The following is a 20115-nucleotide window of genomic DNA, read 5'->3' on the forward strand; positions in this document are numbered from 1 at the left end:
TTGGCGGTTTACGACTGGCTGGGCGGGGCGCGGCTGCGGGCGCCGGGGAAAATGCTCTGCCGGGCATGGCCCAGGCGCGTTGCAGGGGTGAGGGCGTTGGCCGGTGGTGGGGTGCCAAGGGCCACGAATGAAACACTGCCAGGCAGGGCCGGGCAACTGAACAACAGGCTGCAATAGCCGCATTTCTCCCACATGACGTGGTCGGCGGCGGGAGTCTTGGTGTGCTCGGCGGGATGCTGGGGCGCGGCATGGCAGGTGTCGTCCATGGACATCTGCATGGACATGCCGGCGTGATGATCCATCGGCATCGCTTGGGAAATCAGCGGTCCGATAAAGATCATCAGCATGGCGAACAGGCTGATCCAGCTGCCGCTGGCCAGCCTCAGGGGCTGGCGGCGGCGCGTGGTGGACCTGTTGGCGCAAGCACCCATGGGGAGCGGCCTGGGGTGGTTAATGGGCGTGCTTGTGCTCGTGGCCGGCCATCGGCGGTGCTTTTTGTACCGATACTTTCACTTCTACCGGCCCGGCCTTTTCGAAGTTCAGGGTCAGGGGGAAGTGCTGGCCGTCGCGCAACTGGCTGCGATCCTTAAGGTCCAGGAGCATCACGTGATAGGCCATCGGTGCGAAGGTCAGCTCGCCCTTGGACGGTACGGTTACGCTGGGCACCTGTTGCATTTTCATCAAATCGCCCTGCATGACGTGCTCATGCAGCTCGGCCTTGGCCGCCACTGGCGTATCGACGCTGAGCAGGCGGTCCGGGGCTTCACCCTGGTTATGGATCACAAAGTACGCGGCCACCGTCGGCGCATTGGGCGGCAATTCCTGGGACCAGGGATCGCTGACCAGCAGGTCGCCGGCCTTGTAGTCCTCGGCATTGGCGGCACTGAACACAGGCAGCAGCAAGGCCGCCAGAAGCAGGGAAGATTTGAGCATGGCAGTTCTCCAGAACGATTCAAACGCAGTTCAATTGCGAAGTGATCAAACGGTAGGAGAGGCGCGGGGGTTGAGGCTCGGCCATTGCTGGCGCGGGGTAGGGGTTTGCAGGGCGGGTGCTGGCAGGCCAGGCACCGGGTCGATCCGAGTGAGATACAGCTGTGGCACATGCCCAGGAAGCGCTACCAGCGGCGGCGAGCCCGAACAGCACCAGCAATGTTGCATGGTGGAGTGCTCGTCCTGCTGCGGCGCCGGTATATCCAGCTTGCCCAGGGAAATCGCCACCAGCTTGCTACCGTTGGACGAGCAGAAACTGCCCCACAGCAATTGCTCGGCAGGGCTTTGGCCCTGCTGCATCGCCCCGGCCATCGGCATGGCAAACGCGTTGAACAGCACTGCAAGGCAGGCGATCCAGGCAAATGCAAAGCGTTGACGGGCCATGGCGGACAATCCGTAGGGTTAAGCGATCAGGTGGGTATTTAGCCTGATCGGGGGGCATAAGTAAAAAGTGGCGGTGTGGTTTGGTGTCGCAGTGATGTCAAGTTATGCGGCGGGAACGCCATGAACCTGCATATCAACGCCAAGTCCTTTTCGCAGTACCGCAAAAATCGCAGCCAGGTTATCCATGCTTGGGTTGCCATGGGCCGAAAGCATGCGATGCAAGCTTTTGCTCGGTTTGGCCGTCTCCCTTGCCAAACTCTCAAAACCTACAGTGGCGTTGACCAGGTCGCGCAGAATGATGCGGGACAATTCTGGCTCACCGTTGAGAAATAGCGTAGCAGCCTCGTCGAGGAGTGCCTGGGCAAACTCTGGGTCGCGCTGGGCGGCTTCGGCAATCGTGAGTTTATAACTGCGGGTAAGTGCCATGCTGGCTACCTCTTTTGTTCCAGTTTTTTGTCGCGTTTATATTCCTCAATCTCAATCATCGCCCGCCCCGAAGGTAACTAATAGGTTACGAATAAAGCAGGCGGGTGATCCTGACTTATTGAGTGAAACTTGCCAACGCTGTGAGTGTTTCTTGGGGCGTCAAAAACTCCCGATCCACCCCCACCAACACCGGCCGCTGCAAGACCAGCACCGGCACGCCGCGCTCGCGGGCCACTTGCAGCTTGGGTTCGGTGGCGCTGCTGCCGCTGTTCTTGCTGATCAATACATCGATCTGCCGGCGTTCGAACAACGCCCGTTCATCCTCGAGCAAAAACGGCCCACGGGCGCCGATTACTTCGCAGCGTTCGTTGCCGGGGTAGGTGTCCAGTGCGCGCAAGGTCCAGAATTGCCCGGTGGGGATTTCGTCGAGGTGTTGCAGCGGTTCGCGGCCGAGGGTGAACAGCGGGCGCTGGAAGGGTTTCAATGCCTCGATCAGCCCGGCCCAGTCACTGACTTCGCGCCAGTCATCACCGGGTTGTGGCTGCCAGGCGGGACGGCGCAGGGCCCAGCAGGGGATATTGCACAACTGTGCGGCCTGGGCGGCGTTGCCACTGATTTGGGCGGCGTAGGGGTGAGTGGCGTCGAGGATCAGGCTGATGTTTTCGGCGCGGACAAACTGCGCCAACCCCTCGGCGCCGCCGTAACCACCGACGCGCACCTGACATACCAGGTCGCTGGGCACCCGGCCGACCCCGGCCAGGCTGTAGATATGGTGCGGGCCCAAGGTACGGGCGATGGCCAGGGCTTCAGTCACGCCGCCCAGCAGCAGGATGCGCTTCATAGCGGCTTGATCACTTCCAGCAGGGTGATGGGCAGCGCCTGGCGCCAGGTGTCGAATTCGCCCAGGGGCTGGGCCTGGGCCACATGGATGCGGGTCAGTTCGCCGCCGTGTTGTGCGCGCCAGTTCATCAAGGTCATTTCACTTTGCAGGGTCACGGCATTGGCCACCAGTCGCCCGCCCGGGCGCAGGTGTTGCCAGCAGGTATCGAGCACGCCGTCGCGGGTCACGCCGCCGCCGATGAAGATCGCATCGGGCGCTTCCAGCCCCGCAAGGGACTGGGGCGCGTTGCCGCGAATCAATTGCAGGCCGGGCACGCCGAGGGCATCGCGGTTGTGTTCGATCAACTGCTGGCGACCGGCGTCGGCTTCAATCGCCAGGGCGCGGCAACTGGGGTGGGCGCGCATCCATTCGATGCCGATGGAGCCGCTGCCCGCGCCGACATCCCACAGCAGTTCGCCGGGGGTGGGGGCGAGGCGCGCGAGGGTCATGGCCCGCACGTCGCGCTTGGTCAGTTGGCCGTCATGCTTGAAGGCCGCATCCGGCAGGCCGGCCAGGCGTGACAGGCGTGGGGTGTCGGCGTCGGCGAGGCAGTCGATGGCGATCAGGTTCAGCGCCGCAATCGGCGGGTCCTGCCAGCTTTCGGCGTTGCCATCAATGCGCCGTTCAGCACTGCCACCGAGGTGTTCAAACACACTCAGACGGCTCGGGCCAAAACCGCTGTTGCGCAACAGTGCGGCGATAGCGGCCGGGCTCTGGCCGTCGTTGCTCAACACCAGCAAGCGCACACCGCTGGCCAGATGGGCATTGAGCGCGGCCACCGGGCGGGCGACTACCGACAGTGTCACCACATCCTGCAGCGGCCAGCCCAGGCGTGCTGCCGCCAGCGACACGGATGAGGGCGCCGGCAGGATCAGCAGCTCATCCGCCGCCACCTGCCGCGCCAGGCTGGCGCCGACGCCGTAGAACATCGGGTCGCCGCTGGCCAGTACGCATATCGGTTCAAAGCGCCGCGCCAGCAGCGGTTCCAGGGAAAATGGGCTGGGCCACAGCTGGCGTTCGCCGCGGATGCATGCCGGCAGCAAATCCAGTTGGCGCTGGCCGCCAATGATACGAGAGGCGAGCAACAGAGCATGCCGGGCATTTCTGCCCAGGCCCTTGAAGCCGTCTTCACCGATGCCTACTACCGTCAGCCAGGGCGACATATTGATTCCTTGAACGACATCCGACGGGCAGGCTTTTCATGCCGCCGGACAAAGCAGGCATAATACCGCGCCTTTACCCGTGAACCGGTAGCCCCCGTGAAGCCACTTCCTCTGTCCAGCAGCAAACGCCCCTCGGGTTGCCCGGGGTTGTTGCGCATTGTCCAGGCGTTGGACGGTGGGATTTGCCGGATCAAATTGGCCGGTGGGGCCATCACCGCTGCGCAGGCATTGGCCGTGGCGCACGCCGCGCAGACTTACGCGGGTGGGGTGATCGAGGCGACCAATCGCGCCAACCTGCAGATTCGCGGCATCGGCCCGCAGCATGATGGTTTGATCGCGCATCTAATGGCCGCCGGCTTGGGCCCGACCACCGCCGGCGGCGATGACGTACGCAATGTGATGCTCAGCCCCGGCGCTGGCATCGACCGCGCCATGCTGCTGGACACCCGGCCCCTGGCGGACCAGATCCTCGCCACCCTGCAAGCCCATCCACGGTTTCATGAGTTGTCGGCCAAGTTCGCCGTGCAACTGGATGGCGGTGAGGCCCTGGCGATGCTCGACCATCATCACGACCTGTGGTTGTCGGCCTATGCAGCGCAGGGCCAGACACTGTTGGCGTTCGGCCTGGCCGGTTGCCCCGCGCGCGACCTGCCGCTGGCCGCTGTCCCCGTGGACCAAGGGCATGACCTGGTCGTCGCGGTGCTGGAGCTGTTTCTCGACCTGGCCCGGCCCGACCAGAACCGCATGCGTGACCTGCTCACGCAAACGTCTGTGGATAACGTTGTCGGGCGTTTGCACCTGCCGTTGCTCGCCGCCGATGGCTATCGTCGCCGCGCCAGTGCGAGCAGCTTGCGCCTGGGGACTTATCCACAGCGCCAACCCCAGCTGTGCTACGTGGCTGCGGTCACGCCATTGGGGCGGCTGGACTCGGGCATGCTGCGTGGCGCCGCGCAACTGGCCCTCGACCATGGCGACGGGACATTGCGCTTCACCCCGTGGCAGGGCTTGTTGCTGCCCAACCTGGCGCCGGACGCCGCGACCCGCGTGACTGAAGGCCTGGCGCAGTTGGGCTTTCTTTGTTCGGCTGACCAGGCCCTGGCGCGGATGATTGCCTGCACCGGCTCCAGTGGTTGCGCCAAGGCCCAGGCCGACACCAAGGCCGACGCCTTGCACCTGGCCACGCTGCTCCAGGACCACGGCCAGGGCCTTGACGTGCACCTGTCTGGCTGCCCGCGCACCTGTGCTGCGGCGCACATTGCCCCGGTCACTTTGCTGGCGGTGGGCGTTGGGCACTACGACCTCTATTTTCGCGATGCAGGCCAGCCGGGTTTCGGCCGCCTGCACGCGCACAACCTTTCTATTGAAGCGGCGGGCGCCGTGTTGCGTGCCCGTCCACGGAGCAACACCGATGATTGATTACATCCGCGACGGTCAGGAGATCTATCGCAACTCCTTTGCGATCATTCGCGCAGAGGCCAAGCTGGATCGCATCCCGGCTGACCTGGAAAAACTCGCCGTGCGGGTGATTCACGCCTGCGGCATGGTCGAGGCGATCGACGGTCTGCAGTTCTCCGAAGGCGCCGGCAAGGCCGGGCGTGATGCCCTGGCCGCTGGCGCGCCGATCCTGTGTGATGCGCGGATGGTCTGCGAAGGCGTGACCCGGGCACGCCTGCCGGCCAACAACCCAGTGATCTGCACATTGCGCGACGACAGCGTGCCGCAGCTGGCGCTGGAATTGGGCAACACCCGTTCCGCTGCCGCCCTGGAGCTGTGGCGCCCGCACCTTGCCGGCAGTGTGGTGGTGATCGGCAATGCGCCCACCGCCTTGTTCTATCTGCTGGAAATGCTCGATGCCGGCGCACCCAAGCCGGCGCTGATCCTCGGTTTCCCGGTGGGTTTTGTCGGCGCCGCCGAGTCCAAGGCGATGCTCGCCGCAGACAGCCGTGGCGTGCCGTTTGTGATCATGCAAGGCCGCCTGGGCGGCAGTGCGATGGCTGCCGCAGCGGTCAACGCCCTGGCCACGGAGGTCGAATGATGCAGGCGCGTGGACGTTTGATCGGCCTGGGCGTCGGCCCCGGCGACCCGGAGCTGATTACCCTCAAGGCCCTGCGCCTGCTGCGCGAATCGCCGGTGGTGGCGTACTTCGTCGCCAAGGGCAAGAAGGGCAATGCGTTTGGCATTATCGAAGAGCACCTGGTGCCCCAGCAGACGCTGATGCCACTGGTGTACCCGGTGACCACTGAAGCCTTGCCGGCGCCGCTGTCCTATGAACAAGTGATCAGCGATTTCTACGACGCCGCCAGCGTCGACGTGGCCGCGCACCTGGATGCCGGGCGCGATGTGGCGGTGATCTGCGAAGGCGACCCGTTCTTCTACGGCTCCTACATGTACCTGCATGACCGCCTCGCCGAACGCTACGACGCCCAGGTCATCCCCGGTGTGTGCTCGATGCTCGGCGGTGCTTCGGTGTTGGGCGCACCGTTGGTGTATCGCAACCAGAGCCTGTCGGTCTTGTCCGGGGTGCTGCCCCATGACGAACTCAAGCGGCGCCTGGCGGATGCCGATGCGGCGGTGATCATGAAGCTGGGGCGCAACTTCACCAAGGTGCGCCAGGTGCTTGAGGAACTGGGGCTGGCCGGGCGTGCGCTGTATGTCGAGCGCGCCACCATGGCCAATCAGAAAATCGTCGCGCTGGATCAGGTCGAACCGATGTCGTCGCCGTATTTCTCGTTGATCATCGTGCCGGGCGAAAGGTGGCAAGGGTGATGACGCCGGCGATCGTAATCCTCGGCCAGGGCAGCCTGGCCACGGCTCGCAGCATTCAGCAGGTGTATCCCGGCGCGCAGATCCATGGCTTGGCCGGTCGGGTGGAAGGCGCCGACCAGACCTACAGCGAATTTGGCGCGACCCTGCGCCAGTTGTATCAGCAGGGCACGCCCATCATTGCCCTGTGCGCGGCAGGCATTGTGATCCGCACGTTGGCCGCACTGTTGCTGGAAAAAGGCGAGGAGCCGGCGGTACTGGCTGTCGCTGAAGACGGCAGCGCGGTGGTGCCGTTGCTCGGTGGCTTGGGTGGGGTCAATGGCATGGCGCGGGAAATCGCGGCGGCCCTGGGTGTGGCGGCCGCGATTACCACCAGTGGCGAGCTGCGCTTTGGCACCTGCCTGCTCAACCCGCCCCAGGGCTATCAACTGGCCGACCTTGAACTGGGCAAGCGCTTTGTCTCGGACCTGCTGGCCGGTGAGCAGGTGCGTATCGAAGGCGCGGCACCGTGGTTGGACCAGGCCAATCTGCCGCAGGATCAGCAGGCGCGCCTGAGCATCCATGTTGGCAATGCCGAACGTGCGCCAGCGGCCAACGAGTTGCTGATTTATCCGAAGAACACCTGGGTCGCCTGCCGTCCGGGCGCCGAGCTGGCGGCACGGATTCGCCAGGCGTTGCAGCAGGACGGCATCGCTGTGCAGTCGCTGGCATGCCTGTTGACCGATGAGGCCGACATGGCCAGCGGCCAATTGCAGGAAGCTGCGCTGGAACTGGGTGTGCCACTGCGGTTTACGGCGCTGGCTGCCGGGCCGGATATCGTCGTCCATTGCGCTGCTGCGCCGGTAGACCTGGCGCAACTGGGCCGCCCCCGTGGCCGTCTCGCCGTGATCGGCCTGGGCCCCGGCGCTGCCGAACTGATGGTGCCGGCGGTCAAGGCCGAACTGGCTCGTTGCACCGATGTGCTGGGCTACGAAACCTATGTGCGCATGGCCGGGCCGTTTCGTGCCGACCAGGTGCAGCACTGCACCGACAACCGAGAAGAGATGCAGCGGGCGCGGCACGCCTTCGAGCTGGCGGCCCAGGGGCGTTCGGTGGTGGTGGTGTCTTCTGGCGACCCTGGCGTATTCGCCATGGCTGCGGCGGTGCTGGAGGCGCTGCATGAGTCCAGCGACCCGGCCTGGCAGCGGGTCGAGCTGGAAATCCTGCCGGGGGTCTCGGCCTCCCTCGCCACAGCGGCCCAGGCGGGTGCGCCGCTGGGGCATGACTTCTGCGTGATGTCGCTGTCGGACAACCTCAAGCCCTGGTCCATCATCGAAAAACGCCTGGACCTGGCATGCCAGGCCGACCTGGCTCTGGCGTTCTACAACCCCATCTCCCGTTCGCGCCCATGGCAATTGGGACGCGCCCTGGAAATCGTCGCCCAGCACCGTGTCGCCGCAACGCCCGTGGTGTTGGGGCGTGATATTGGTCGCCCCGGGCAGACGCTGCGCACCCTCACCCTGGGCCAACTGACACCGGACCAGGTGGACATGCGCACCATGGTGCTGATCGGTTCATCCACCACCTGCGCGTTCCCGCGGCTGGGCGGTGGTGAGTGGGTGTACACGCCGCGCTGGTACGGTGAGAAGCCAATCTGCTGATGCAACAGCGGCCCCGCAAGGGGGCCGCTGCCGGGTATGAAAAGGCCAGCCCCCCGCGGCGACATTTCCGTATCCAATAGGGCTGTTTCGACACGTCAGTCATGGTTTCTCGCCTTACCGTTACAGAAAGCAAACCTGCGCTTTATCAGGCTTGGCGCCCTGCCCAGTGTTTGCGGGAGCTGGCGCTGACGGGTGTTTTTTGCGCACGGCTTTCTGCCCGGTCCAGGGCCCTGAAAAAAAACGTCTGGGCCGGCTAGTGTTGGCAGTAGACCCGTGTGGGTTTTTGTGGAGATACATTCATGGAGAGAAAACATAAACGAATCAATGTGGCGAAAAAGAGCAAGTTGATTGCCGCCTACCGTTTACCGGTGAGCGCGCAGTCGTCGGGATCGCAATTACCCGCCGAGGCACAGGTTGACCTCAATGGCGCGGTGATTAACAACAGTGTGTTCTCGTTTGTCGCGGGCATGAGCCATCTCAACAAGGAGTACACCCGCAAGAGTTACCTGTTGGCCAGCAGCTATGTGAGTGAAGTGCTGAAAGTAAAGCGCGGCAGCCAGGACTGGTATGACGAGTTCATCAAGGTCATGACCAGCCTGGGGTGGTTGCCGATACGCAGCAGCTTCGAGCGGGTGACAACCTCAAGGAAAGGCCTGACGGTGCAGATGGCGGCGCTCAATATCATCACGTCCACCGTTGCCTCGACTTCCCTTGCTGGCCCGTTGGCTATGGCGCTGCCCAAGTTGGCGGCGGATGCCTTCGACGCGCTGAAGCAGGCGGCGGCGCCGTTTGATCTGTTCAAGCGCAACATTGTCACCCATGAAGGCGGTGACTTTGGCCTGGCGTCCTGCTCTGAAATTGATGGCGAAGTGCTGATGATTTTAGTGACCTACAGCGCCCAGGGTGTGAGCAAGAAACTGGGCATCCCGTTTTTCGAATGGGACAGCTCCACGGTCGAAGCCTTCAGTGGTCAGACCTGCCTGATGCTCAACCCGGCGGTGGTCAATGAGGCAACCCTCAACCAGTTGCGCAGGAGTGCAGGCGACAAGGTCTTGCAGGCCATAGCCCAATACCGGATTTGACCGCTGCCTCAGGGCACCAGATAACCGCGTATCCCGGTAAAGATGATCTGCGCGGCCAGCGCGCACACGAACAGGCCCATCAGGCGGCTGACAATCTGCAGGCCCTGGTCACCAAGGATGCGTTCGATCCGATTGGACAGGTACAGCACCACGCCTACCGTCAGGCTGGCCAGGGCAATGCTGAGAATCGCCATGAACTTGTCGTCCCAATGGGGCTGGCTGACCCCCATCACCAGCAGTGCGCCGATGGTGCCCGGGCCGACGGTCAGGGGAATGGTCAGGGGGACGATGGTTACGTCCTGCTGCACATTGTCGGTCTGCACCGCTGACTTGCCTTGGGCCATGCCCAGGGCCGAAATGAACAACACACTGCCGGCGCCGATGCGAAAGGCGTCCACGGTGATGCCAAACACACTGAAAATCACCCGGCCAAACAGGTAGAGCAACACGCTCGACACCAGCGTCGCCAGGGCGACCTTCCAGGCCAGGCGCCGCCGTTCCTTGCTGGAATAGCCGCGGGTCAGGCTGATAAAGCAGGACAGGACGAAGAAGGGGCTGTACAGCACCAGCATCTTCAAATAAACGCTGAACAACACATGGAGCATGGTGGAAGCTCACAGCGAAGGAAGGGCGAGGGGGAGTCTATCAGGCTTGTGGGCTTTCTGTGGCTAGGGGGCTTTCTCTGAAGAGTAGGCTTTTTGTGGAGAGTGGGCTTTCTGTGAAGAGTAGGCTTTTTGTGGCGAGGGGGCTTGTCCCCCGTTGGGCTGCGAAGCGGCCCTAAAACCTGATATCCGGATTTAACTGAAAGAACTCAATGAAGCGGGTGGGGCCGCTTCGCGGCCCAGCGGGGGACAAGCCCCCTCGCCACAGAAAGCCCACTCTCCACAGGGAGCCTCCTTGCCTCAGGAAGTGTGCGCCTGCTCCGCCGGCTGCTCACGTTGTGTCACCCAGTACTCCACCAGTTCGCGCAGTTGCGACAACTCCACCGGCTTGGCCATATGCCCATCCATCCCGGCCTGGCGTGCGCGTTCCTTGTGTTCCGAGAGAATGTGCGCGGTCAGTGCCACCACTGGCGTGCGGGTGCGCTGGTTGCTGACTTCCCAGACCCGCAGCTGCTGGGTCGCGGAGAAGCCATCAAGGATCGGCATTTCGCAGTCCATCAACACCAGGTCGTAACGCTGGGCCTTCATCGCCTGCAACGCTTCCTCGCCATTGCTGGCGGTGTCCGGTTGCAGGTTGAGCTTGCCGAGCATGCCGCGAATCACTTTGGTGGAGATGCTGTTGTCTTCGGCCACCAGGATGCGGAAATCACTGGGCACGGTGACGGCTACGGGAACGTTCGGCGTGGTGTGGCGGGGTTGGACCACGCCTTTGCTGCGCTGGGTCAGTTCGTCGGCCAGGGTGGTCTTGAGGGTGTAGCCCGCGACCGGCTTGGCCAGGATGCGTTTGATCCCGCAGTTGCGCGCGATGATCTTGCTCGGTGCGTTGCTGATGCCGGTGAGCATGATCAGCAGGATGTCGTGGTTCAGGCTCGGGTCTTCCTTGATCTTCGCCGCCAGTTGCATGCCGGTCATGCCGGGCATGTTCTGGTCCAGCAGCACCACGTCGAAATAGTCGCGCAGGTGCGCCTTGGTGCGCAGCAAGGCCAGGGCTTCCTTGCCCGACGGCACGGAGCTGACATTCAGGCCCCAGGCGGTGCATTGCTGCACCAGCACCTTGCGGCAGGTGTCGTTGTCGTCCACCACCAATACCCGCGCGCCTTGCAACGGGCCGTCGAGATCGGAGGTCGGGTGCTCCAGGCGCTCGGGGTCCAGCGGCAAGGTCAGCCACAGGGTGCTGCCTTGCTGGCTGCCAGCCTTGATGCCGAACTCGCCATTCATCAACAGGATCAGTTGGCGGGCGATCACTAGGCCGAGGTGGCCGCTCAGGCGGGTGGCCGAGAGGAAGTTCTTGCTGTGCAGTTCGCTGTGCAGCAGGGCGTCGCGCTCGGCGGCTTCCATCGGCAGGCCGCTGTCTTGCACGGCGATGCGCAGACGCGGTTTGCTGCTGCGCTCATCCAGGGCGACCACGATCAGCACTTCACCTTCGTCGGTCTTTTGCAGGGCATTTTCCAGCAGGCTCAGCAGGGCCTGGCGCAGGCGCGTGGGATCGCCACTGATGACCCGTGGCACCTGGGGCTGGATAAAGCTGATCAGTTCGACGTTCTGCTGCTCGGCCTTGGCGCGGAAAATACTCAGGCAGTCTTCGATCAGGGCATTGAGGTCGAACTGCACATCGTCCAGTTCAATCTGCCCGGATTCGAGCTTGGAGATGTCGAGAATCTCGTTGATCAGGGTCAGCAATTCATTGCCGGCGCTGTGGATAGTCTGCACGTAGTCGCGCTGCTTGACCGACAAAGGCGTGCCCAGCAGCAATTCGGTCATGCCCAGTACGCCGTTCATGGGCGTGCGGATTTCATGGCTGATTTTGGCCAGGAACTCGGCCTTGGCCGCGATTTCGGCGTTGCTGGCAGCCAGGTCGCGACTGAGGCTGAAGCGATCCTCGACGATGCTGCGCTGACGCTCGCCCAAGGCCTGGCTCATCAACAGGCCGCTGACGCAGATCACCGCCAGCAGGGTGATGATCAGGCCTTGCGGGGCTACCAGAGTCAGGCCTAGCAGGGCCGGAAGGATAATCAGCGTGCCGGTGTTGAACACCACCATGGCGAGCAAGAACAGGCGGGCAGGCCGGTAGCCTTTTTGCCAATGGTAGGCCGAGACAAACAGCATGCTCAGGCCGGCCAGCGCCACCAGGGCATAGGTGATGATGTTCAGCGGCAGGGTGTTGACGAACAGCAGCAACAGGCCGCACAGGACGATCAGCAGGATATCGGCCATCAACAGCTTGTTCAGCGGGTGCGGACCCAGTGGCGCAAAGAAGCGGTAGGCGAACATCAAGCCGCATGGCGCGGTCAGCAGCAAGGCCATATATGCGCCTGGCGTTTGCAGGGCGTGCCAGTTCGGCAGCCAGGGGCCCAGCAGGTTGAGCAGCAGCAACAGGCTAAGCAACAGCAGCACCTCGCAGGCCGCCAGCCACAGGCTGCTGCGCGAGCGATGGTAGGCGTAGCGGGTGAGGTTGTGCAGGATCAGCATCAGCAGGCAGCCGAACAGCAGGCCATAGACCAGGGTCTGGGTCTGGTTGGCGGCGGCCATCACGGCCGGCTCAAGGGTCAGGTACGGCCGCAGTTCGTGCTCCGAGACCAGGCGCACATACACATCCAGGGGTTTCTGGCTCTGGGGCATGGGCAGCATGAAGTCGCTGCTCGGTAGCGGGCGTTCAGCCTGGGGTTGGCGAGTGCCGGTATTCACTTGCTCGATCAGCGTGTCGCCGTCCAGCACGTACAGATTGAGGTGCGCCAGGTCCGGCGCGAACACCCGCAGCACTTGCTCGTGCTTGCCGGGCTGCAGCCTGAAACGTACCCACAGCGCGCCATGGGGCTCGGCGGCGGTGATCCGCTCCAGTTCGATGGGGCTGAATTGGTTGTTGTAGCGCGGGGAGCGAATGTCGCTCAGTTGCAGGTCGGCTTGTTCATCAAGCAATACGGCCCAGCCACTGCCTTGCGCGACGGCCTGGGCCGGCAACAGACAGAGCAAGGTCAGCAGGCTGACAGTAAAAACTATGGCGATCCTGAGCCAGCGCACGGCGAAATCCCTTCGTAGGTTGATGCACGGGGTTAACTATGCGCGGGACCGCAATAGGACGGCAAGAGCCAAAGGCCCTTGCCTAGCCGAACGGATAGCTGGTTACTGATCTTCACCGCGCTCACGGGCAATGGCACGGTAGCCAATGTCCTTGCGGTAGAAGCAGCCCTGCCAGTCGATCTTGGCGGCCAGCTTGTACGCTTGCTGCTGGGCGGCATCGACACTGGCGCCCATGGCCGTGGCGCAGAGTACACGGCCACCGGCGGTGACGACCTGGCCGTCCTTGAGCGCGGTACCGGCGTGGAACACCTTGCCTTCGAGTGTCGCGGCCGCATCCAGGCCCTGGATCACATCACCCTTGGCGTAGTCGGCAGGGTAACCACCGGCCGCCAGCACAATGCCAACGCTCGGACGTGGATCCCACTGTGCTTCAACCTTGTCCAGGGCCTGGGCCAGGGCGGCTTCCACCAGCAGCACCAGGCTCGACTGCAGGCGCAGCATCACCGGTTGGGTTTCCGGGTCGCCGAAGCGGCAGTTGAACTCGATGACTTTCGGGTTGCCGGCCTTGTCGATCATCAGGCCTGCGTACAGGAAGCCAGTGTAGACATTGCCTTCATCGGCCATGCCGCGCACGGTCGGCCAGATCACCAGGTCCATGACGCGCTGGTGCACGTCGGCGGTGACCACCGGGGCAGGGGAGTAGGCACCCATGCCACCGGTGTTCGGGCCGGTGTCGCCGTCGCCGACGCGCTTGTGGTCCTGGCTGGTGGCCATCGGCAAGACGTTCTTGCCGTCGACCATCACGATAAAGCTGGCTTCTTCGCCGTCGAGGAATTCTTCGATCACTACCCGCGAACCGGCATCACCGAAGGCATTGCCGGCGAGCATGTCGCGCACGGCGTCTTCGGCTTCCTGCAGGGTCATCGCCACGATCACGCCTTTACCGGCGGCCAGGCCATCGGCCTTGATCACGATCGGGGCGCCTTTTTCACGCAGGTAAGCCAGGGCCGGCTCGATCTCGGTGAAGTTCTGGTAGTCGGCGGTCGGGATCTTGTGGCGAGCCAGGAAGTCCTTGGTGAAGGCTTTCGAGCCTTCCAGCTGGGCCGCGCCGGCAGTGGGGCCGAAGCAGTCCAGGCCACGGCTGCGGAACAGGTCCACGACGCCGGCCACCAGCGGTACTTCCGGGCCGACGATGGTCAGCGACACGTTCTTTTGTGCAAAGTCGGCCAGTTGCTCAAGGGCCAATACGTCGATGGCGACGTTTTCGCACTTGGCTTCAATGGCGGTACCGGCGTTGCCGGGAGCGACGAAGACTTTCTGCACGCGTGGGTCTTGGGCGACTTTCCAGGCCAGTGCGTGTTCACGGCCACCGCTGCCAATGATCAAAACATTCATTTCAAAAACCTCTGTGAAACGCTGTGCTTTCTGTAGGAGCGAGCTTGCTCGCGAAGATCGTCAACGATAACGGGGGGTATCTGACTCCCCGTGGCGTTCTCGGGCTTTTCGCGAGCAAGCTCGCTCCTACAATAGGAAAGCAGTGGTGTTTAGTGACGGAAGTGGCGCATGCCAGTGAAGACCATCGCGATACCGGCTTCATCAGCCGCGGCGATCACCTCGGCATCACGCATCGAGCCGCCCGGTTGGATCACGGCAGTCACGCCCGCTTTGGCGGCGTTGTCCAGGCCATCACGGAACGGGAAGAACGCGTCGGAAGCCATCACCGAACCCACCACCTGCAAACCGGCGTGTTCGGCCTTGATCGCGGCGATACGCGCCGAGTTCACCCGGCTCATCTGGCCAGCGCCGACACCGATGGTCTGGCGGTTCTTGGCGTAGACGATGGCGTTGGATTTAACGTACTTGGCCACTTTCCAGGCGAAGATCAGGTCGTTGATCTCTTGCTCGGTCGGTGCGCGCTTGGTCACCACTTTAAGGTCTTCGCTGCCGATCATGCCGATGTCGCGGCTCTGTACCAGCAAGCCGCCATTGACGCGCTTGTAGTCCCAGGCGGCAGCGCGGTCAGCCGACCATTCGCCGCAGGCCAGCAGGCGTACATTGGCCTTGGCCGCAACGATGGCACGGGCCTCTTCGCTAACGCTTGGCGCGATGATCACTTCAACGAACTGACGCTCGACGATAGCCTTGGCGGTCTCGGCGTTCAGTTCGCGGTTGAAGGCAATGATGCCGCCGAATGCCGATTCGGTATCGGTGGCGTAGGCCAGTTCGTAGGCCTGGCGGATCCCGCCTTCGGCGTCCGGGCTCACGGCCACGCCGCATGGGTTGGCGTGCTTGACGATCACACAGGCCGGCTTGACGAAGCTCTTCACGCACTCCAGCGCGGCGTCGGTATCGGCCACGTTGTTGTAGGACAGCTCTTTGCCTTGCAGTTGGGTCGCGGTGGCGATTCCCACTTCGGCAGGCTTGGCTTCCACGTAGAACGCCGCGCTCTGGTGCGGGTTCTCGCCGTAGCGCATTTCCTGGGCCTTGATGAACTGGCTGTTGAACGTGCGCGGGAACTGGCTGCGACCTTCTGTGCTGAGGGTCTCGGCGGCCTGGTTCACGGTGCCCATGTAGTTGGCGATCATGCCGTCATAGGCGGCCGTGTGTTCGAAGGCCTTGAGCATCAGGTCGAAACGCTGGGCGTAGGTCAGGCCGCCGGCTTTCAGGCTGTCCAACACTTGGGCGTAGTCGCTGGCGTTGACCACGATGGCCACGTCTTTATGGTTCTTGGCCGCCGAGCGCACCATGGTCGGGCCGCCGATATCGATGTTTTCGATAGCGGTCGGCAGGTCGCAGCCTGGCTTGTTGATGGTGGCTTCGAACGGGTAGAGGTTAACGGCCACCAGGTCGATCGGCTTGATGCCGTGCTCGTTCATGATGGCGTCGTCGATACCGCGACGGCCGAGGATGCCGCCGTGGATTTTCGGGTGCAGGGTCTTGACCCGACCGTCCATCATTTCTGCGAAACCGGTGTAGTCCGCGACTTCTACTGCGGCCACGCCGTTGTCCTGCAGCAGTTTGAAGGTCCCGCCCGTGGAGAGGATTTCCACACCCAGGGCTTCCAGCTCCCGGGCAAATTCGAGGATCCCGGTCTTGTCGGAAACACTGATCAAGGCGCGGCGGATCGGCAGGCGGGTAGTCTGGTCGGTCATCTCAATTTCCATCAAAAGCAAAGGAGTCAGCAAAAAAGGCGACCGGTTTTACGCGGGCGCCTTTCTGGTTTGATTGAATGCTTACAGCAAATCGTATTGTTTGAGCTTCTTGCGCAGGGTCCCACGGTTCAGGCCCAGCAGCTCACTGGCTTTGGTCTGGTTGCCCTTGACGTAGTTCATCACGCTTTCGAGCAAGGGTGCCTCGACTTCGGAGAGCACCAGGTTGTACACATCCGTGACGGCCGCGCCCTCAAGGTGGGCGAAATAATTGTGCAGCGCTTTCTCGACGCTCCCGCGAAGGGTCTGGCCTTCTTCGCTCGGCGTGTTGAGGTGCTGTTTCAAATTGACGTTGTCGCTCACGGGTGTTGTTCCACTCACTAAAGTCTCGGTCATCATCGTCATGCGGCCACCCCTTCTCCGTCCCCTGCTCTCAGGCTCTTGTCTCGTTCGGCAAAGAACTCACGAACGGCGGTGACCTGTGCTTGCGTTTCATCCAAACGATTGAACCCGGCGCGAAACTCCTTGGCGCCGGGCAGGGTTGCGAGATACCAACCCACATGCTTGCGAGCAATGCGCGCACCCATCACATCCCCATAGAAGGTGTGCAGGGCGGCCAGATGCTCTAGCAGAATACGTTCCACCTCGATCAGCCCCGGTGCCGGCATGATTTCGCCAGTACGCAGGAAATGCTCGATCTCACGAAAAATCCATGGCCGCCCTTGGGCGGCCCGGCCGATCAACAGGCCATCGGCACCGGTTGCGTGCAGCACGCGCCGGGCTTTCTCGGCCGAGTCGATGTCGCCGTTGGCAAAGACCGGAATCGACACGGCCTGCTTGATCGCAGCAATGGTGTCGTATTCGGCTTCACCGGTATAAAGATCAGCGCGGGTGCGGCCATGCACCGCCAATGCTGTAATGCCTGCCTGTTCGGCGATCTTCGCCACCGTCAGGCCGTTCTTGTTGTCCCGGTCCCAGCCGGTACGGATCTTCAGGGTAACCGGTACATCCACTGCGCCGACAACGGCCTGCAGGATCTCGGCCACCAGTTGCTCATCCTTCAACAGGGCGGAACCGGCGGCCTTGTTGCAGACCTTCTTGGCCGGACAGCCCATGTTGATATCAATAATCTGTGCACCCAGCTCTACGTTGGCCCGGGCCGCATCCGCCAGCATCTGTGCATCACCACCGGCGATCTGTACCGAGCGTGGCTCGGGATCACCTTCGTGGATCATGCGCATCCGCGATTTGCGGGTGTTCCACAAGCTCATGTCGCTGGTGACCATTTCCGAAACTACGAGGCCTGCGCCCAAACGTTTGCACAGCTGACGAAAGGGCTGGTCGGTGACACCCGCCATTGGGGCGAGAATCAAAGCGTTTGGCAATGTATATGGGCCGATGCGTACCGCCGACATAGGACTTCCCTGTTGTGGGGCCGGATCATTAGAGTTCGAAAAAGGGTTGGCATGATACCCGCTCTCGATGACTGGTTAAAGGCTGAATTGGATAAAATCTGAGCAGTTATTTTCTTATCGCCAGCGGTTTGGTCGCGGACGGACAAGTCAATAACCTGCCGTCCGAACCTTGACGCGCGCTGCCAATCACTCGGGGGAGTGGAAACTGAGACTGTAGTTCACGGCTTTGTTGCCCGGGTCGAGAATGTCCAGGGCGATATGGATCGGAGTTTGGGACGGCATCTCGGTCTGGCCGGCCAGTTCACCGCTGAGGTACTCGGCAGGCTTGAAGCGCCGGCTGGCGATCATCCGGCCATTGAGGTCGGCAAAGCGCAGCTCCAGCAGCGGGAACGGCTGGGAGAATGTGGCACGGTTGTAGATGATCGCATCCACCACCAGGGCGCCGGCGAACTCGGGATGGCTGCGCACCACCAGGTTGCTGCTCTTTATATGGGCGATATCAACCCGTGATGGCACGATGCAGCCCAGTTTCGGGCACAGTTCCTGGAACCATGGCCGGTACTTGTCCTGGCGGGCCAGGTCGTCGAACTGGTAGGCGATGTACTGGCCGGCGAGGGCGGCGGCGGCCAGCAGCACCAGGGTCAGCCAGAACAGGCGGTGGCCCCAGCCGGCGGGACGTTTGCCGGTATAGAGATGCAGCGGGTCGTCTTCCAGGTCCTGCAGCATCTCGTCATGGGCGTTGGACGTGGTGCGAGGGCGCTTGCGGCGCGGTTCCGGCTCAGGCTCGTCCGGTTCGCTGCCGAGCGTCGGCTCGGGCGGGTCGAGGGCGTCGGCGGTATGCAGCACCGTCGGCTCGTCGTCCACCTCGTGAAGGTCGAAGGACATCGAAGGTTCGGTGCGCAGGGATTTGCCTGTGGCTACTGGCGCCGGCTCGGCTTCCTCCTCGGTGTGGGCGATTGTCGCAGCCCGTTCGTCCGGAGGATCGCTGAACAGGCTGGCGGCCCACTGTTCCTCTTCGGCCTTGGCGGTGTCGCGGCTGGCGCTCATCGACTCGTCTTTTTGCCGGCGGTCAGCGCTGGCCTGGCGCCGGTCGCTGCCCAGGGGCTGGGTGTGCTGGATCTCCCGACGCTCCAGCTTGGCCAGTTCTTCGTCGAGGTCCAGGTTGTCCAGGTCCAGTTCTTCGGCGCTCCATTGCTTCTGGCTGATGGCGCGCGGCGCAGCTTCGGCGCTCGGCGCTTCAGGTGCGTGGGCGCGCTGCTCCAGCAACTGGCGGGCAGCGTTGAACACTTGCAGGCAAGAGCCACAGCGAACCACGCCACGGGCCACGCTCAGTTGAGCATGGCTGACGCGGAAACGGGTTTGGCAATGCGGGCACTGGGTGACGAAACTGTCGGTCATGCGGCCATCCGATTCATGCAGGCGCTCATTCTAGCGCCGACGACCGCTGATGCGTACCCAGCCATCGCGGTTGGCGATGGGGTCCAGGTCGAAGTCCTGGGCATAGGCGGCGGCGACTTCTTCACCCTGCTCGGCGAGGATCCCCGACAACGCCAGGCGCCCGCCTGGCTTGACCAGGCTCGACAGTTGCGGGGCCAGTGAGACCAGCGGCCCGGCAAGGATATTGGCGACCAATACGTCGGCCTGGACCTGGGGTAACTGCTCCGGTAGGTACAGTGGGAATTTGTCTTCAGGGATGTTGTTGCGCCCGGCGTTATCGCGGGAGGCTTCCAGGGCCTGCACGTCGATATCGGTGCCGACCGCTTCCTTGGCGCCCAGCAGCAGCGCGGCGATGGCCAGGATCCCCGAGCCGCAGCCGAAGTCCAGCACGTTGCAGTCTTCCAAGTCCTGGCTGTCGAGCCATTCCAGGCACAGGGCGGTGGTCGGGTGGGTGCCGGTGCCGAACGCCAGGCCCGGGTCCAGCAGCAGGTTGACGGCCTCTGGCTCCGGGGCGGCATGCCAGCTTGGCACGATCCACAGGCGCTGGCCGAAGCGCATGGGCTGGAAGTTGTCCATCCAGCTGCGTTCCCAGTCCTGGTCTTCGATCACTTCACTGTGGTGCTCGGGCAATGGGCCGCCGGTCAGCAGTTCCATGTGGGCAAACACGCTGGCGGCGTCGGTGCCGTCTTCGAACAGGGCCAGCAAATGGGTGTGGGACCACAGGGGGGTGGTGTTCAGCTCTGGCTCGAAAATCGGTTGGTCTTCGGCATCCATGAAGGTCACCGATACGGCGCCCACTTCGAGGAACGCGTCTTCATAGGTTTCGGCTTGTTCTGGGCTGATGGCGAGACGGACTTGCAGCCAAGGCATGGCGGGCACCTTTGAAAAAAATGAGTGTGCAGCGGGGTGGGCTGCGAAAGGGCGCAAGTTTACGCGAGCGGCGGGCAGATGACGACTGTCCAAGGGGGTACGCTGATCAAATGTGGGAGATTCTATGTTGCAGGTAAACCCTGCAACCTTAAGTTCGGTTGGTATTCGCTCTGGTTTTTCATCAGCGCGAATGCCACCCGGCAGAGCTTGCGGGCGAGGATTACCAGGGCTTGGGT

The 20115-nt window shown here is 62.9% G+C and carries 19 protein-coding genes and 2 pseudogenes; 6 read left to right on the plus strand and 15 right to left on the minus strand.

Annotated features, from left to right (window positions below; translation table 11 throughout):
* Nucleotides 1–8: 8 nt before the first annotated feature.
* The 6 genes from HBO09_RS26185 to cbiE all read right to left on the minus strand — a co-directional run bounded on the left by HBO09_RS26185 (nucleotide 9) and on the right by cbiE (nucleotide 3843).
* The gene (locus tag HBO09_RS26185; RefSeq protein WP_169998433.1) at nucleotides 9–431 is read right to left on the minus strand and encodes a DUF2946 domain-containing protein; all 423 of its coding nucleotides are present in this window, start codon (nucleotides 429–431) and stop codon (nucleotides 9–11) included.
* A 19-nt stretch (nucleotides 432–450) separates the two neighbouring features.
* Complete coding sequence (locus tag HBO09_RS26190; RefSeq protein WP_169998431.1) at nucleotides 451–933, minus strand: copper chaperone PCu(A)C; 483 nt, start codon at nucleotides 931–933, stop codon at nucleotides 451–453.
* A gap of 45 nt (nucleotides 934–978) precedes the next feature.
* The gene (locus HBO09_RS26195) at nucleotides 979–1374 is read right to left on the minus strand and encodes a DUF2946 domain-containing protein (RefSeq protein ID WP_169998429.1); all 396 of its coding nucleotides are present in this window, start codon (nucleotides 1372–1374) and stop codon (nucleotides 979–981) included.
* 102 nt (nucleotides 1375–1476) lie between these two features.
* Nucleotides 1477–1800, minus strand: coding sequence for a transcriptional regulator (locus HBO09_RS26200; RefSeq protein WP_169998427.1), 324 nt, complete (start codon nucleotides 1798–1800; stop codon nucleotides 1477–1479).
* A gap of 115 nt (nucleotides 1801–1915) precedes the next feature.
* On the minus strand, nucleotides 1916–2641 hold the full coding sequence (locus HBO09_RS26205) for a cobalt-precorrin-6A reductase (RefSeq protein ID WP_169998425.1): 726 nt from the start codon (nucleotides 2639–2641) through the stop codon (nucleotides 1916–1918).
* Nucleotides 2638–3843 (minus strand): precorrin-6y C5,15-methyltransferase (decarboxylating) subunit CbiE, encoded by a 1206-nt coding sequence (gene cbiE, locus HBO09_RS26210; protein ID WP_169998423.1) that lies wholly within the window; start codon nucleotides 3841–3843, stop codon nucleotides 2638–2640. Before cbiE ends, HBO09_RS26205 begins: the two co-directional genes overlap by 4 nt.
* A gap of 111 nt (nucleotides 3844–3954) precedes the next feature.
* Here cbiE and cobG point away from each other — a divergent pair, with 111 nt between their 5' ends.
* From cobG to HBO09_RS26235, 5 genes are all read left to right on the plus strand, one after another.
* Complete coding sequence (gene cobG, locus HBO09_RS26215) at nucleotides 3955–5259, plus strand: precorrin-3B synthase (protein WP_169998539.1); 1305 nt, start codon at nucleotides 3955–3957, stop codon at nucleotides 5257–5259.
* Nucleotides 5252–5878 carry a precorrin-8X methylmutase gene (locus tag HBO09_RS26220; protein WP_169998421.1) on the plus strand — a complete coding sequence of 209 codons (627 nt, stop codon included), beginning with the start codon at nucleotides 5252–5254 and terminating at the stop codon, nucleotides 5876–5878. The genes cobG and HBO09_RS26220 overlap by 8 nt, the downstream gene beginning before the upstream one ends.
* On the plus strand, nucleotides 5878–6609 hold the full coding sequence (locus HBO09_RS26225; protein WP_029297692.1) for a precorrin-2 C(20)-methyltransferase: 732 nt from the start codon (nucleotides 5878–5880) through the stop codon (nucleotides 6607–6609). The genes HBO09_RS26220 and HBO09_RS26225 overlap by 1 nt, the downstream gene beginning before the upstream one ends.
* On the plus strand, nucleotides 6609–8246 hold the full coding sequence (gene cobJ / locus HBO09_RS26230) for a precorrin-3B C(17)-methyltransferase (protein ID WP_169998419.1): 1638 nt from the start codon (nucleotides 6609–6611) through the stop codon (nucleotides 8244–8246). Before HBO09_RS26225 ends, cobJ begins: the two co-directional genes overlap by 1 nt.
* A gap of 299 nt (nucleotides 8247–8545) precedes the next feature.
* Nucleotides 8546–9328 carry a hypothetical protein gene (locus HBO09_RS26235; RefSeq protein WP_169998417.1) on the plus strand — a complete coding sequence of 261 codons (783 nt, stop codon included), beginning with the start codon at nucleotides 8546–8548 and terminating at the stop codon, nucleotides 9326–9328.
* An 8-nt stretch (nucleotides 9329–9336) separates the two neighbouring features.
* Here the strand turns inward: HBO09_RS26235 and HBO09_RS26240 are convergent, their stop codons facing one another.
* The 3 genes from HBO09_RS26240 to purD form a co-directional block, all read right to left on the minus strand.
* Nucleotides 9337–9933: a MarC family protein gene (locus HBO09_RS26240; RefSeq protein ID WP_029297681.1), complete on the minus strand. Its 597-nt coding sequence runs from the start codon at nucleotides 9931–9933 to the stop codon at nucleotides 9337–9339.
* 297 nt (nucleotides 9934–10230) lie between these two features.
* Nucleotides 10231–13008: a hybrid sensor histidine kinase/response regulator gene (locus tag HBO09_RS26245; protein ID WP_169998415.1), complete on the minus strand. Its 2778-nt coding sequence runs from the start codon at nucleotides 13006–13008 to the stop codon at nucleotides 10231–10233.
* Nucleotides 13009–13110: 102 nt separating this feature from the next.
* Entirely contained in the window at nucleotides 13111–14403 is a 1293-nt protein-coding gene (gene purD, locus HBO09_RS26250; protein ID WP_169998413.1) for a phosphoribosylamine--glycine ligase, read from the minus strand.
* 23 nt (nucleotides 14404–14426) lie between these two features.
* Between purD and HBO09_RS29105 the strand changes: the two are divergent.
* Nucleotides 14427–14537 (plus strand): annotated as a pseudogene (locus tag HBO09_RS29105) (outer membrane lipoprotein carrier protein LolA); the annotation flags it as partial.
* 15 nt (nucleotides 14538–14552) lie between these two features.
* Here HBO09_RS29105 and purH read toward each other — a convergent pair.
* The 6 genes and pseudogenes from purH to HBO09_RS28700 form a co-directional block, all read right to left on the minus strand.
* Nucleotides 14553–16160 carry a bifunctional phosphoribosylaminoimidazolecarboxamide formyltransferase/IMP cyclohydrolase gene (gene purH / locus HBO09_RS26255; protein ID WP_169998411.1) on the minus strand — a complete coding sequence of 536 codons (1608 nt, stop codon included), beginning with the start codon at nucleotides 16158–16160 and terminating at the stop codon, nucleotides 14553–14555.
* 81 nt (nucleotides 16161–16241) lie between these two features.
* The gene (fis, locus tag HBO09_RS26260; protein WP_003186237.1) at nucleotides 16242–16562 is read right to left on the minus strand and encodes a DNA-binding transcriptional regulator Fis; all 321 of its coding nucleotides are present in this window, start codon (nucleotides 16560–16562) and stop codon (nucleotides 16242–16244) included.
* A complete protein-coding gene (gene dusB, locus HBO09_RS26265) occupies nucleotides 16559–17572 on the minus strand; it encodes a tRNA dihydrouridine synthase DusB (protein ID WP_029297661.1) in 1014 nt (337 codons plus the stop codon). The genes fis and dusB overlap by 4 nt, the downstream gene beginning before the upstream one ends.
* 186 nt (nucleotides 17573–17758) lie before the next feature.
* A complete protein-coding gene (locus tag HBO09_RS26270) occupies nucleotides 17759–18970 on the minus strand; it encodes a DUF3426 domain-containing protein (RefSeq protein ID WP_169998409.1) in 1212 nt (403 codons plus the stop codon).
* A gap of 30 nt (nucleotides 18971–19000) precedes the next feature.
* Nucleotides 19001–19879: a 50S ribosomal protein L11 methyltransferase gene (gene prmA, locus HBO09_RS26275; RefSeq protein WP_169998407.1), complete on the minus strand. Its 879-nt coding sequence runs from the start codon at nucleotides 19877–19879 to the stop codon at nucleotides 19001–19003.
* A gap of 122 nt (nucleotides 19880–20001) precedes the next feature.
* A pseudogene (locus HBO09_RS28700) lies at nucleotides 20002–20115 on the minus strand (IS110 family transposase); the annotation flags it as partial.

The organism is Pseudomonas sp. WS 5027, assembly GCF_012985695.1.
Lineage (GTDB): Bacteria > Pseudomonadota > Gammaproteobacteria > Pseudomonadales > Pseudomonadaceae > Aquipseudomonas > Aquipseudomonas hygromyciniae.